Origin of the sequence: Microcoleus vaginatus FACHB-2002 (genome assembly GCF_040004035.1) — a bacterium.
GTDB lineage: Bacteria > Cyanobacteriota > Cyanobacteriia > Cyanobacteriales > Microcoleaceae > Microcoleus > Microcoleus vaginatus_C.
The window spans coordinates 13,902-27,763 of sequence record NZ_JAMPLN010000025.1; the positions used below are offsets into that span (position 1 = coordinate 13,902).

Genomic DNA, 13,862 nt, shown 5'->3' on the forward strand with positions numbered 1-13,862 from the left:
AGAGCACACAGATGGCACAGAGAAGAGAGCAGTGTGCTGAGTTTGATTGTAAAGGTAATTTGGGCGATCGAGAAAGCGAACTAGATTTTTTTATTTAATTAACCGCAGAGGAGACAGAGGGCACAGAGAAGAGAAGAGAGAGGATTTACTGTATTAGAATGTTCATGACGCATCAAGCTAGGGATGTTGGGATTTATGAGCGAATCAATTTCGACTAAGCAGTTGTCCGCACAATGGGTGACACCTGAGGATTTTCGGAGTTACGGTCAAGTTATCTTTGCGGCTGTTGATGGCAAGTCTTTCGATGCTGAGGATGCTCAGTTAAGTTTGCAAAATGGTATTCCTAGATTTTACATTATGCGGCTGCACAATAAAGGTCGCAAGTTTGGCAAAATTACACGGCACGTTCAATGTACTCAGTGTTTGGGTTCTTTGGAGGGGAAGGATTGGTTGATGGCGGTTGCGCCTCCTGGGGATAGCTATAAACCGAGTTTAGAGGGTATGGCTGCTTTTCGGATTCCGGGCAATTGTTTTATTAAGTTAGATGTGGGGACTTGGCACGCTGGGCCGTATTTTGATGCGGATTTTGTTGATTTTTACAATCTGGAATTGAGCAATACTAATGTGGTTGACCATTTTACCTTTGATTTGGTGAAAAATCACAATCTGGAGTTTGAGATTGTCTGATGTTGGCGATTTGTAGTTGCGCTTTCTTGGGGTTGATTATGGTTATAGGTGGGTTTTTTGAGTAAGATTTTTTAACCGCAGAGGGCGCAGAGGACGCAGAGGAGGAGAAGGAGGGGTTCGCAAGTGATTGGGGAATTATTTTGGTCTCACTAGGCTGAATCGCCACGCTTGAAGGATAAAGTTTACAAGTGTTAAATTAAGTGCAATTGTCATGTCTGAGCAAAAGTATAGCATTGTTCTGCGCGAATGTCGTTTGTTAGGTGCGGGCGACGCTCGCCCAACGGTAGATATTGCTATCGAGGATGACCAAATAGTCGCCGTTTCGCCTCGGATATCAGAACTTGGCGAACGCGAAATCGACATTCAAGGCAAATTAGTTAGTCCTCCTTTTGTGGAGTCGCACATTCATCTCGATTCGGCTTTGACTGCGGGGGAACCGCGATGGAATCAAAGCGGCACTTTGTTCGAGGGAATTCAAATCTGGGGGGAACGCAAGCAAAGTTTAACTCTGGATGATGTCAAAAAACGGGCTGTTGAAACTTTAAGGCTGCAAGCGTCTCAAGGGATTTTGTTTGTCAGGAGTCACGCTGATGTTAGCGAACCGACGCTGACAGCTTTGCAAGGACTTTTGGAAGTTCGAGAACAAGTCAAAGATTGGATGACTCTGCAAGTTGTGGCTTTTCCCCAAGACGGGATTTACGGAAGTCCAGAAAATGACAAACTTTTAGAGAAATCTCTGGATATGGGTGCGGATGCTGTGGGCGGGATTCCGCATTATGAGTTGACGCGAGAAGATGGGGTGAAGTCGGTTGAGCGCATTTTTGAACTTGCTGAAAAATACAATAAATTAATAGATGTTCACTGCGATGAAATCGATGATGAACAGTCGAGATTTTTGGAAGTTGTAGCAGCTTGTGCGATTAGAAGCGGGGCTGGTTCGCGGGTGACGGCTAGCCACACGACGGCCTTCGGTTCTTACAACAATGCTTATGCTTTTAAGCTGATGGGAAGTTTGACCAAATCGGGAATTAATTTCATCGCCAATCCTTTAATTAATATCACTCTGCAAGGCCGCGCTGATACTTATCCCAAACGCCGTGGGGTGACGCGAGTTAAGGAGTTGTGGCGGCAGGGATTGAATGTGAGTTTTGGTCACGACTGCGTGCAAGATCCTTGGTATAGTTTAGGTACGGGAAATATGTTGGATGTCGCTCATATGGCGGTTCATGTTTGTCAGATGACGGGAATGGCTGAGATTGCAGCTTGTTTTAATATGGTGACTGTCAACGGTGCTAAAACTCTCAATCTGGGAGATGATAATTATGGGATAGATGCGGGGAAACCTGCAAATTTGATTGTGTTGGACGCTGAGGATTGTTATGATGCAATTAGGAGGCGCGCTGCGGTTCGGTATGTGATTTCGCGGGGTAAGTTGCTGGCGGAAACTTCACCGGCAAAAACAAGTTTTTTCTGACTCTCAAGTCGCAGCAATTTTTCAACATGAGGTCGTACAGACAAACAAACTCATTTCCTATGTAAAATTCAAAAATACATCTCGCTTTGAAAGCGGTATTGACTACTACAAGGAATTATGATATTTTCTCAATAAAGTGTGTCCAATCAACGAACGACTATGAACGCTAAGTTTAAAGAATTAGACTGCAACACAGATATTTTACTGATTCAAAAAGATACTTTTACACTTAATAGATTTAAAGAATTAATGAGTAAGAAACTTGCTGAAAACCTTAACAAAAGACCCGAGGGAACAACGGGTAGGATTAATCCAATATTTTTTAGTTTGTTTTCGGATTTTTCAATTGGAGAAGTAAATATTAGAGCTTTTGAGAGTAAATGGATTTTTCCTTCTCAAGGAATAGATTGTCACCTTCTAAAGATTGGTTCTCAAGGCTGGCAAAAAGGCAAACTAAGAATAGAAGCATCTCTAAGTTTTACAACAAGCGATGGCTACTACAGAATCGAGGTAATTAAATTAGAATTTTGTCCTGATGAACCTGCCGAACCGGAATCTATTTTAGATGACATCCGCCAATCTGAGGAGTACAAAAAACCTCACTAATAACACCTGATAGCCCGACAAAGATACAGAGGCAGGCGATAAAATCACATAAATTATTGCTGAAAAGTAACCATAAATATCCAATAACAATAAATTGGAAAAATCATGAAAATTCGTTGTATTGCTAATACGGGTGAATCTCTCCCTGAAAAATATATAGATCCGCCACGCGGTTATACTAGAAAAGTTGAGTTACCACTAACTATAGGCAAGGAATATGTTGTTTATGCTATCCGAGAATGGCAAGGGACTATTTGGTACTACATCTCCAATGACAATTACAGCTATTATCCTATCCATGACCCGGCACCGCTGTTTGAAGTGGTTGACAGTAGGGTTTCTAAGTATTGGCGGTTTGAAATTTCGCCCAATGGCTTGTTAATGATAGCGTTTGAGCAGTGGTTTACTGACCCTTATTTTTATGATAAGCTAACGGATCAGGAAGAGGCGGAGATTGAGATTTTTGAGAAGGTTAAGGAATTGATGGATGCTGAGGATTTTACTTTGCCTCCGCTGGATGTGGCTGTTGAGAAGTTGCGGGAAACTGTCAGTGTTTGAGTGGCAAAAGTGCGATACTCAATTGATTTTGTTAACCAGCTTGACTCACATACCTCCAAATAGTATAAAATATCAAGTAGCAGAATCTTGTGAAATAAAATGGACGAAAAAGTTGAAATCAATAGAAGCTATGAGACACTAGACGGCGATGATGATGTTTTGTTATTGGGTCAAGCTACTTTTACGGTTCGCCGATTTAAAGAGCTAGCCTCCAGTAAGTTTAACAAGATAATGCTTCAGACTTATGTAGCAGAAACTAACCAACGTGAGAAATCGATAATTCAGTGGATACAATATCTGTCGATTAACGAAGAAACAAAAATTATGGGAGGGGATATAAACTGGAAATCGCCTCCAGAAGGAATTGATTGTCAAATTCTAAAAATTGGTTCCAAGGGTTGGCAAAAAGGAAAGCTTCAAATAGAACTTAATCAAACTTTGCATTCTTGGCAAACGCAGGTCTGTATAAAGTTTTGTCCTGATGAACCACCAGAGCAAAAATCGCCTCTAGATGATATCAGACAATCCGAGGAATACAAAAAGCTGAGCAATAATAACTGACAACCTGATCGCGATTACAATACAATAATCGATCGCACCTATATCTGAACCTTAGATTTTCAACCGCAGATGAGGGCAGATGTAGGCGGATGAACGCTGATGTTGTTTGGGATGGACTAATGATAAACATAGAAGAATATGTCGATCGCACGGCTGAACTGATAAACTTACCGTTAGACCCGGAACATCGTCCAGGCGTTGTGGTAAACTTCGAGAGAATAGCTGCGATCGCCCGACTCGTTACTGAATTCCCTTTACCTCAAGAAGTAGAAGTCGCGCCGGTGTTTGAACCTTAGATTTTTAACCGCAGATGAGGGCAGATGAGGGCAGATGAACGCAGATGTTTTTTAGAGAAGGCTGATGCGGTTGCTACGGCAGCGGCGGTTAAATGTGGTAAGGTTACGGCTACAGAGGCGGTAAGTGCTGCTTTGGAACGGATTGCTGTTAAGGATAAAGCTTTTAATTGCTTTACTGCAATCACTGCATCAAGCGCACTCGCAGCAGCCGAAAACATAGATAATTCGATCGCAAATAACCAAAACCCAGGCCCTTTAGCAGGCGTTCCCTTCGCAGTCAAAAACCTGTACGACATCGACGGAATTACCACCCTAGCAGGGTCAAAAATCAACGCTGACAATCCTCCGGCTACCCAGGACGCGGCGGCGGTCGCGCGACTAAAACAAGCCGGGGCTGTGCTCGTAGGTACTCTCAACATGGATGAGTACGCCTACGGTTTCGTCACGGAAAACAGCCACTACGGGCCGACTCGCAATCCCCACGATACTACGCGCATCGCCGGCGGTTCCAGCGGGGGTTCCGCAGCAGCAGTCGCCGCCGGTTTTGTACCCATCACTCTCGGTTCTGATACTAACGGTTCCATCCGCGTACCGGCTGCTTTGTGTGGTGTGTTTGGGTTTAAGCCTACTTACGGCCGTTTGTCCAGGGCTGGCGCTTATTTATTTTCGGGTAGTTTGGATTGTGTCGGGCCGTTTGGGCGATCGATCAGAGATATGGCGCTGCTGTACGATGTCCTGCAAGGCCCTGATTCTCGTGACCCTGTTTGCACTCAACGCCCGCCAGAACTTTGTTCGCCACAGTTAAATCAAAGCATCGAAGGATTGCGAATTGCTGTTGCTGACGGGTATTTCGCCACAGGCGCCGAACCGGAAGCAATGGATGCTGTAGAAATAGTGGCTAAAGCCTTGACAAATGTCTTGGATTGTGGTACACGCACAGAAAAAACAACAAACCCCCCAAAAATAGGGGGGCTTGCAACTGTCACCATACCGGAATCCGATCGCGCCAGGGCTGCGGCATTTATCATTACCGCTTGCGAGGGGGGAAACTTGCATTTGGACAATTTGCGATCGCGCCCTCAAGACTTCGATCCCGCCACGCGCGATCGCTTTTTAGCGGGAACCCTGATCCCTGCGACTTGGTACTTGCAAGCGCAGAGATTCAGACAGTGGTACCGCGATCGAATTCGCGAAATATTCCAACAAACAGACATCATCCTCGCACCCGCAACCCCGATAGCTGCCCCTGAAATTGGCGTCGAGAAAATGGTAATAGCCGGACAAGAAATCTTAGTGCGTCCCAATCTCGGACTGTTCACCCAACCCCTATCATTTATTGGCTTGCCCGTTCTTTGCGTGCCCGTACAGCGGCCCGGCGCTTTGCCCTTGGGGGTACAAATTATTGGTGCTCCCTACAGCGAAGCGGTGATTCTCCGAGTCGCTGCGGTACTAGAATCGCAAGGCATTATATCTGCCGAATCAATTTAGTGCTAATAATTCTAGGGTTTGTTGTTGCGGTGAAAGCGTCTCTTAGTCCTTCTGGCAATAGCTTTGCGCTTCTGCTTTTCCAGCGGGGTTTCAAAGTGGCGGTGCTTTCTCATGTCGGGGAAAATACCCGCTTTAGAAACTTGTCGCTTAAACCGTCGTAGGGCTGACTCAATCCCTTCATTTTCGCCTATTACAACTTGGGTCATTATTTCTCCTTTTGTTCGTTAGATCAAGTTTTATCATATCAAGGTTTTTGGCCGCGCGACCTGTTGAAGGTCGGGCGATCGGCCAAAACCTCAAAATTATAGCAAATCCGCTGCGATCACCGCTCTTGATTCTTTAAGTCCGCGCAGGCGGACTTTGTATGTGAAGGCGGAAATTATACTCCCGCGGTTCCATCGGTTTGGGCTACCAACTGATTTTCCTGCCGCAGGTAAGCTTGAATAAACGGGTCTAATTCGCCGTTCATCACATCTGCGATGGCGGTTGTTTCCACCCCAGTACGCAAATCCTTGACCATTTGGTATGGGTGAAAAACATAATTGCGAATTTGGTTGCCCCAAGCCGCCTCCACCATATCGCCGCGAATCTCGGCAATTTCCGAAGCCCGTTGTTCCTTGGCAACCACCAACAGCCTAGCCTTGAGTAATGCCAAAGCTTTTTCCTTATTTTGCAACTGACTGCGTTCTTCAGTGCAGCGGACGGCCAAGCCGCTAGGAATGTGAACGATGCGGACTGCGGTTTCTACCTTGTTAACGTTTTGCCCGCCCTTGCCACCAGCGCGCGAAGTCGTGATTTCCAAATCTTTTTCTGGAATGTCCAACTTGACGGATCGATCGAGAATTGGCATCACTTCGACGCCTGCAAAACTGGTTTGACGCTTGTCGTTAGCATTAAAAGGCGAAATTCTCACCAAGCGGTGAGTGCCTTTTTCCGATCGCATATAACCGTAAGCGTAGCGGCCGACAATTTCCAAAGAAGCCGATTTAACACCTGCTTCCTCTCCCTCGGAAATTTCCATTAAATGTACTTTGTAACCTTGACTTTCGCCCCAGCGGGTGTACATCCGCAGCAGCATTTCGGCCCAATCTTGAGCATCTGTGCCGCCGGCCCCGGCGTTAATCGTCAAAACGGCGCCGCCTTCATCGTAGGGCCCCGATAGTAATTGTTGCAGTTCCCACTGGTCGAGTTCGCGGGTTAACTGAGAAAGACTCGATGAGGCTTCTTGGAACAGCGACTCGTCGGCTTCTAACTCCAGCAGTTCTAAAATAGCTTTAGCATCTTCCAAGCTCGTTTGCCAGCCGCGATATTGGTCTAAATGAGATTTTAAGTCATTAAGTTCTTGGAGGGTTTCTTGAGCTCGATCTTGGTCGTCCCAAAATGCTGGTTGGGCGCAGATTTGCTCTAAGTCTTGAATTTTGGCTGTAAGTGCGGGGATGTCAAAGATAGTCCTGGGTTGTACCCAGTCGATCGGACAAAGTTTCGATATTGTGTTTGATGTCTAGAACTTCCACTGTTAGTTCTCCGGCGTTGTGGGGTGTATTTTTAATTTTAGCTGAAATTGGGATCTTTCAACAAAATGTTATTGCTTCTTCCTAATTAGATATAGTGCGAATGCGAACCCGTTGAATTAAAAACTTTACCGCATTCAAAATTCAAAATAAAAAAAAGTTGCTATAATCTAAAATCAGGTTAACGATCTCGATGGAAGTTAACTGCCATGATTTCCCCAGAACTAAAATTAAGCTTGCCGTCCACCGAAGACCTGCCCTGTTCGGACGATACCCCTGTGGATAACGAAGACCAGAATCTGCTACCCAACCTATTGTTGTTTGTCCTGACCAGCATTTGGTCGGCTCGCATGGATTGGTACTTTGGGGTGGATATGGCCGTGTATCACACGACGGGAATCAGTCCCAAAGTGCCTGTCGTCCCCGACGGGTTTCTCAGTTTGGGGGTGGAGCGCCGAAAAGGAGGTAAATCTCGCCGCAGCTATGCTGTCTGGGAAGAAAACGAGGTTGTGCCGATCTTAGCATTGGAAATGGTGTCTCACAAACCCGGTGGGGAGTACGACGATAAAATGTCGATTTATGCCGGGTTAGGGGTTTTGTACTACATTATTTACAACCCCGAATTTTGGCGGCGCGATCGGCATCAACCGTTTGAAGCCTACAAGCTGATTGACGGGCAGTACCGGCAACAGATTGGCGAACCCTATTGGATGCCAGAAGTGGGACTGGGCATGGGGCGATCTCAGCAAGTTATTGGGGGCATCGAGCAAGAAATTCTGGTTTGGTACGACGAGTCAGGAAATGTCTATCCCCTGCCCGATGCAGCGGCGGAGCAGATGCGCGAGGAGTTGAGGGTAGAACGACAGCGAGCCGATCGCCTAGCTGAGTATTTGCGATCGCAAGGGATCGATCCCGATAACCTGCCTGAATCGTGACATGAAATTCGATCGGCTTCACCGCATTCTTCCTTCTTTCTTGTGACAACAGTCAACAGTCAACTGACTTGTTATATATACTGCGAACCTGTTGAATTGAAAGTTTTACCGCATTCGTGAGCACATACGTCCAACCTTTTAGAACAGGAAAAACTTTTTGTGAGGTCTTCGCGAAACCAATCTCTGGCGATCGCCTCTTTCACCGATTGAGTTCTGAGAGAATTAAAACCATTTCCGTACTTTTCAATTAAAGCCAGCATTTGCGGTCTGTAAGTGTGGTTATAAACCGCGTATTTAGTATGGCTTACCCAACAGCAAGGCCAGAGTTCCGCTTCAAAACTGATGAAAATCTCTTGGGTTGCTTGAGTTTGGCAGCTAATTTCTACATTTCGGTAGTAATTGTTTAGGCTACCAAATTTTTCAACAGCTTGGAGAAATTGGTCTCCCTGGGGATTTTTATATTGTTCCAACGATGGGGGTTGAAGTTCTTCGCTTGCTGGCTTTGATGGGACAGAAGGAGTTGGTTCTGGTGCTTGAGACGTTTCGATAGCTATAGCTTGATACCAAGCATAATTTGCTTTTTCTGGTTGCCCCAACTGCGTCAACACTTTAGCTAAATTGCGATAAGCTCCTGCAAAATTGGGTTTAAGCTCGATCGCCTTTTGGTAATAAGCACTAGCGGGCTGCCACTGTTGCTGTTGAGCATAAAGACTGCCAACATTAGCATAAACTTCTGGAAAATTAGGCTGAATTTTGAGGGCTTTTGCGTAACAATCTGCTGCTGCTTGCATCTTCCCCAAACCTTGAACAGCATTGCCTAAAGTTTTCCAGGCTGCTGCAAAATTAGGTTGAATTTTTAGGGCTTGTTGGCTGGCTGCGATCGCCTCTGACAGTTGCCCCTTTTTCAAACATTCCTCAGCTTGTCGGTGGAACTGAAGCGCGGCCTGTTCTTGATGCTGAGGGGCTGACACATTAGCTGTTGCTGGTTGGTTTGGGCGATCGCTCTTAGCCTCTACCTGAGAGTTTTCTGCCTTCTGAGGCTGTTGATTGGCGGACTCTTTGTCATAAATCTCTTTTGCCACAAAACGAGAGGTAGCTTTCGGTACAAACTCGACAAATCCCAATAGTTGGGCTAAATCCCGCGCTGCTTCTACTTGGTGCTGGTTGTGTTCAAATATCAAGTAATGCCATACAGCTTTTCCGCCAGCTTGGATAAAGGCATTAACCGACTGCATTATCCTGTCCCAGTTGGTATTTTGGCGGTAGATGCTGTTAGTATCAGCCAACCCGTCGATACTAAAAATTACGCGATCGTGTTCTCCTGTCATCGCCTGTGCCAGCCTGTGCCACCACTCAGGGTTGCGTCCGCTACCGTTGGTGTACAGGCAGATATGAGGAACTCCCATGCGGTGCAAATACTCGATCGCCGGAATAGTGGTATTGCTAGTCATAGCATCGCCGTAGTTGCCGCACATATACACCAAATCCAACTGAGAGCAAAACTCTTGTGGGAAAATTCTCTCAATATCTTCCATCTTTAATTCTGCCCCCGGCAAAATCGGGTTGCCGGTGCGGGGACACTGCGGGCAAGCTGCATTGCACCTGGAGGTAATTTCTACGCTGACTCTTCTGATATCTTCATATTTTAAGTACATGAGTTTTCCCCAATTAATTTGTGATTGATATTGAAATCGCGATCGATCCAATTAGATAACAAGAGTTTTGATTGAGTTATTAAAAATTATGATTATACCTCATGTCTGCCGGCTGCGAACATGATATAAGTTTTTTGTATGAGGGACAGAGGACGCGATGAGGACTATCTGGGTGGTAAATCTTCATAAAAAACCGCGGCCCGATGTCGATCGAGCCGCGGTTTTTTTAAGCTAAAGTTTGAATTAATCCCGGCCGTTGAGAGCAATCAGCAGGCGCAGAATGAAAATGAACAAGTTGACGTAGGTCAAGTACATCGACAGAGCAGCGGGCAAATACTGATCGTCGCGGTAGCTGCGGGGTAATATGTAAAAATCGACGATCGCAGCGCCGGCAAATATAAACACGCCGATGCCAGAAATGCCAATTTCCAGCCAGGTTGGGGTGTAGACGCCAAATAGAGAGAGCAGAAACTGACCGCCAACGACGACTAACAAAGCAATCACACCTAAACTGAGAGTTTTGGTGAGGGCCATGCCGTCTTGTTCAGAAAGGTTGGAGCCAATTTGGCGGGCGGCGATAAAAGTAATGCCACATCCAAGTGCAGCAAAACCAATACCGGCGATGCCGACGCCTTCGCTTCTGAGGGCTATAGACACCAATCCGCTGAGGGTGTAGCCTGTAAGCAAGCTGTAGGTTGCCAGCAGAGGCAAAGCGGTATTTTTGTTGTTTTGTTCGGCAGCGCCGCGGGCGACAAAGAACAGAATTAATTGTAGGACGATCGCAGCGATGAATGTGGGAAAGAAGAGCCCGGGATAGTTACGAATCACTCCGAGGCCGCCGTAGGTGCCGACAGCAGTTAAGACAAGTCCGCCGCCCACGAAGGGGAGAGCGTTGGAGATGACGTTGGGGCCTACTAGCGCGTGGTTTTTGGCCTCGCGCACGGCTTCGCGGAAATTGCTAGTGTTACTCACGAGGATTTACCTAATTTTGGCTGAGAATTGCTATCTATCATTTTGACAGCTTTACACTGTGTTTGCAAAACTTGAAAGAGTTTAAAGATTTGATAAAGAACGGGGGTGAAATCACTCCAAAGCAGGGATCGATTGTTTATAATCGAGTGCGTACAGGTATGTGCCGTGTCGCTGTATCGCAGGGTTGCGCGTCGCGGCAAAGCTATAATTGAGGTTAAAGGGCCGGCGCTATATGTAGCCAGGGGCCAGCTTAAAGTCCATCAAATCGCAGATATAGCTGAAGTCAATCAATTTTGGAGGGGGGATTTACGATTGGGGATTAAGGAGTATATGCTAGAGGCATGGGCCACAGTTGATTTTAGGTTTTTGATTTGCGACTTAGTTGAAACTAGGGATCAGAAACTTAAATAATATAAAATATAAAATATAAAATCTAAAATCTAAAATCTAAAATCTAAAATCGGTTCCGTTAATTGCTAAGGTAGCTCAGAGAGAGAATACCCAGAAAATTAATGAATAGATCCAGTTCTACGACAAACTGCTAAATAGGTAATTTCCCATGCCCACCTTTTTTGAGCGAAAATTATTGCCCCCTACAGCCGGGATTTTATTGGCTGTCGCAGCCATTATTTCCGGCGGTCAAGCTGCCGTTGCAGCTAATGTCCAAGCCGTTTCTACCGCTGCTTTAGGGCAGGGTTCAGAAAATTTGCTGCTGGCTCAGACCGGTCAACTCCCCCCAAGTACAACTTCTTCAACCCCGAACCGGGGGACGGAAAACCGTGTACCTCTGCCCGTAAGAATTCCTGAGCCTTCGGCGGTGGTAGGGTTGGGTTTAGTTGCGGGTTCGCTGGCGCTGAGTCGCCGGAGAGTGAGAGTTAAAAATTAGACTTTTTGCCAAAAAAAGTCTAATTTTTGGATTTTTAACCGCAGATAAACGCGAATAAACGCAGATAAATGTGGCTATCAGGATTTTAGCCGATCGCGTCGCGCAGAGCATTTTTAGTCATAGCTGCGATCGACTGTTCGGTAGCTTTCGGCAAGTGATAGTATTTCCCTCCAGAAGTCTTGGCCAATTCCTTCGCAAAGCCAGTCGAAATAAACTTGCTCTCGGTATCAATCACCAGCAACTGCATTCCCAACCCGCGAATTTTGGCAGCAATTTCTAACAATTCCTTTTTAATATCAGGCTTTTCTCCATCTACAATCGGTTCGCCCAAAGAACGAGCCAAAGGAATATTACCGCGTCCGTCGGTAATGGCGACAATCGCAACTTGACCGATATCTCCAGACTGCCGCGCGTTGACTCCCACCCGCACGGCTTGAGTCAAACCGTGGGCCAGAGGGGAACCGCCGCCGCAGGGCAAACGTTCCAAACGCTTGCGGGCTAAGGCTATCGAGCGAGTCGGCGGTAGCAGCACTTCTGCTTGTTCTCCGCGAAAGGGAATCAGAGCAACTTGGTCGCGGCTTTGATAAGCTTCTGTGAGTAGCTGCATGACTGCACCTTTGGCCGACTGCATGCGGTTGAGCGCCATCGAACCGGAGGCATCGACGACAAATACGACTAAAGCTCCAGCTTTTCTGGCCAAGCGCTTCGCCCGAATGTCTCCCTGTTCCACAAATACACGGCGCTCAACCCCCTCTTGCCCCCCCTTGCTAAGGGGGGGTTGGGGGGCGTTAGAATTCCTGTCGCGGCGGGCTTTTTGGTAGGGTGCGGCGGCTCTGAGGGTGGCGTCAACGGCGATGCGGCGGACGGGGCCTTTGGGTAAGACTGGCTTGACGTAACGGCCTCTGTCTTCAGAGAAAATGGTGCTGCGACTGCCCGATTTGCCTTGGCGGTTGGCGGCTTGGGCGAAGAAAAGCACGCTGGGGTCGAGAATTACGCCTTCGGGGTCGAAGAGAAATTCTTCGGGAATGGTATCTTTTTCGGGTTCTTCTTCTGGTTCCGGGTTGTCTTCATCCTCTTGGTCTTCTTCGTCTTCTTGCTCGTTTTCTGGTTCGTCTTGTTCTTGTTCTGACTGCTTTTGGGGAGGCGGTGGGGGGGGAGGAGGAGGAGAGTTTTCGTCTGGGGGAGTTTGGATGATGGTGGCGCGGGGTACGATGACTAACTCTACGGCGCGGCGCAGGTCTTCGGCGTTAACTTCTGTGCGTCCTTCGATGGCGGCGGCGGCTTTGGCGACGCGGACTGCGAATATTTCGGCGCGGTGTCCTTGAACGCCACCCCGGATGGCTTCTTCTACTAGGTAGGCAATTTGTTCGCGTTTAATGCTGACATCTTTGAGCCATTCTCTGGCTAGGATGATTTGGGTTTTGAGGTTGTCGGTGTCTTCGGCGTATTGATTGAGAAAGTCTTGGGGGGAGGTGGAGTAGGATAAAGCTTGTTCTACTGCATAGACTCTTTCTTCTATTTCGAGTGCTGCGTCGGCTGAAAGTACGATCGCGATGCGATCGAGCAAATGTTCTCTGAGCGGCCCTTCTTCGGGGTTGTAGGTGGCGATAAATAGAGGTTTGCAGGGGTGTTGAAAGCTAATGCCTTCGCGCTCTATTTGGTTGCGCCCTTCGGTTAATACTGTTAGCAATTGGTTGGAAATATTGTCATCGAGGAGGTTAATTTCGTCTACATAAAGTACGCCTCGATTTGCTTGGGCCAAGAGTCCTGGTTGAAATACGGTTTCGCCGAATTTTACTGATTGTTCGACATCGACTGAACCTAAGAGTCTGTCTTCGGTGACACCCAAAGGAATTTGAATGAATGGTGCGGGAATTATTTCAGTAGTTAAGGAATTAGTATCGGTGGTGTGGGCATCTTGCCCGCCCTTTTCTGGTAACAAGCCTGATGCCTGTTCGGCAATAATTTCATTAGGTTCGGCGTTGCAAAAAGAATCTTTAACAATTTCAATGGGTGGCAGTAAGGAGTGCAAGGCGCGGGCCATTACTGATTTTGCTGTACCGCGGCGGCCTGCGATCGCAACTCCTCCCAATCCGGGATCGACTGCTGCTAACAGCAGGGCTAATTTGATTGCTTCTTGCCCGACTACGGCGGTGAGGGGAAAGGCTGTGGTGGAAGGGCTAAGGTTGGCGGCAGGCATAGGATTTTCGGATGTAAAAATTTGAACTTAATG

General features: G+C 47.0%; 14 protein-coding genes. 9 read left to right on the top strand and 5 right to left on the bottom strand.

The genetic code is table 11. The features are described from left to right. The first annotated feature begins 195 nt into the window (after positions 1 to 195). The 7 genes from NDI35_RS20260 to NDI35_RS20290 all read left to right on the top strand — a co-directional run bounded on the left by NDI35_RS20260 (position 196) and on the right by NDI35_RS20290 (position 5,670). Positions 196 to 687: an ureidoglycolate lyase gene (locus NDI35_RS20260; protein ID WP_445314302.1), complete on the top strand. Its 492-nt coding sequence runs from the start codon at positions 196 to 198 to the stop codon at positions 685 to 687. A gap of 211 nt (positions 688 to 898) precedes the next feature. After that, entirely contained in the window at positions 899 to 2,161 is a 1,263-nt protein-coding gene (gene codA / locus NDI35_RS20265; protein WP_445314303.1) for a cytosine deaminase, read from the top strand. Between the two features lie 159 nt (positions 2,162 to 2,320). Beyond that, positions 2,321 to 2,767 carry a KGK domain-containing protein gene (locus NDI35_RS20270; RefSeq protein WP_445314304.1) on the top strand — a complete coding sequence of 149 codons (447 nt, stop codon included), beginning with the start codon at positions 2,321 to 2,323 and terminating at the stop codon, positions 2,765 to 2,767. A 105-nt stretch (positions 2,768 to 2,872) separates the two neighbouring features. Then, positions 2,873 to 3,325, top strand: a complete 453-nt coding sequence (locus NDI35_RS20275; protein WP_445314305.1) for a hypothetical protein — start codon at positions 2,873 to 2,875, stop codon at positions 3,323 to 3,325. Positions 3,326 to 3,424: 99 nt separating this feature from the next. Continuing rightward, complete coding sequence (locus NDI35_RS20280; protein ID WP_445314306.1) at positions 3,425 to 3,886, top strand: KGK domain-containing protein; 462 nt, start codon at positions 3,425 to 3,427, stop codon at positions 3,884 to 3,886. A gap of 119 nt (positions 3,887 to 4,005) precedes the next feature. Beyond that, entirely contained in the window at positions 4,006 to 4,182 is a 177-nt protein-coding gene (locus NDI35_RS20285; RefSeq protein WP_333313419.1) for a DUF4089 domain-containing protein, read from the top strand. A gap of 24 nt (positions 4,183 to 4,206) precedes the next feature. After that, on the top strand, positions 4,207 to 5,670 hold the full coding sequence (locus NDI35_RS20290; RefSeq protein WP_445314307.1) for an AtzE family amidohydrolase: 1,464 nt from the start codon (positions 4,207 to 4,209) through the stop codon (positions 5,668 to 5,670). Between the two features lie 11 nt (positions 5,671 to 5,681). On the opposite strand, the gene rpsU is transcribed toward NDI35_RS20290, so the two are convergent. After that, a complete protein-coding gene (gene rpsU, locus NDI35_RS20295) occupies positions 5,682 to 5,876 on the bottom strand; it encodes a 30S ribosomal protein S21 (protein WP_006632476.1) in 195 nt (64 codons plus the stop codon). A 173-nt stretch (positions 5,877 to 6,049) separates the two neighbouring features. Then, positions 6,050 to 7,184, bottom strand: a protein-coding gene (gene prfB / locus NDI35_RS20300; protein ID WP_445314308.1) for a peptide chain release factor 2 whose coding sequence is annotated in 2 segments (ribosomal slippage) — positions 6,050 to 7,111 and positions 7,113 to 7,184 — 1,134 coding nt in all. Because the reading frame shifts where the segments join, the coding sequence is not laid out codon by codon here. A gap of 206 nt (positions 7,185 to 7,390) precedes the next feature. Between prfB and NDI35_RS20305 the strand changes: the two genes are divergently transcribed. After that, complete coding sequence (locus tag NDI35_RS20305; RefSeq protein WP_445314309.1) at positions 7,391 to 8,116, top strand: Uma2 family endonuclease; 726 nt, start codon at positions 7,391 to 7,393, stop codon at positions 8,114 to 8,116. Between the two features lie 71 nt (positions 8,117 to 8,187). Here NDI35_RS20305 and NDI35_RS20310 read toward each other — a convergent pair whose 3' ends face one another. Next, positions 8,188 to 9,771: a radical SAM protein gene (locus NDI35_RS20310; protein ID WP_445314310.1), complete on the bottom strand. Its 1,584-nt coding sequence runs from the start codon at positions 9,769 to 9,771 to the stop codon at positions 8,188 to 8,190. A gap of 243 nt (positions 9,772 to 10,014) precedes the next feature. Further along, entirely contained in the window at positions 10,015 to 10,743 is a 729-nt protein-coding gene (locus tag NDI35_RS20315) for a Bax inhibitor-1/YccA family protein (protein ID WP_445314311.1), read from the bottom strand. Between the two features lie 559 nt (positions 10,744 to 11,302). Here NDI35_RS20315 and NDI35_RS20320 point away from each other — a divergent pair. Further along, positions 11,303 to 11,629, top strand: a complete 327-nt coding sequence (locus NDI35_RS20320) for a PEP-CTERM sorting domain-containing protein (RefSeq protein ID WP_445314312.1) — start codon at positions 11,303 to 11,305, stop codon at positions 11,627 to 11,629. A gap of 85 nt (positions 11,630 to 11,714) precedes the next feature. Here the strand turns inward: NDI35_RS20320 and bchD are convergent, their stop codons facing one another. Continuing rightward, on the bottom strand, positions 11,715 to 13,829 hold the full coding sequence (gene bchD, locus NDI35_RS20325) for a magnesium chelatase ATPase subunit D (RefSeq protein WP_445314313.1): 2,115 nt from the start codon (positions 13,827 to 13,829) through the stop codon (positions 11,715 to 11,717). Positions 13,830 to 13,862 lie beyond the last annotated feature (33 nt).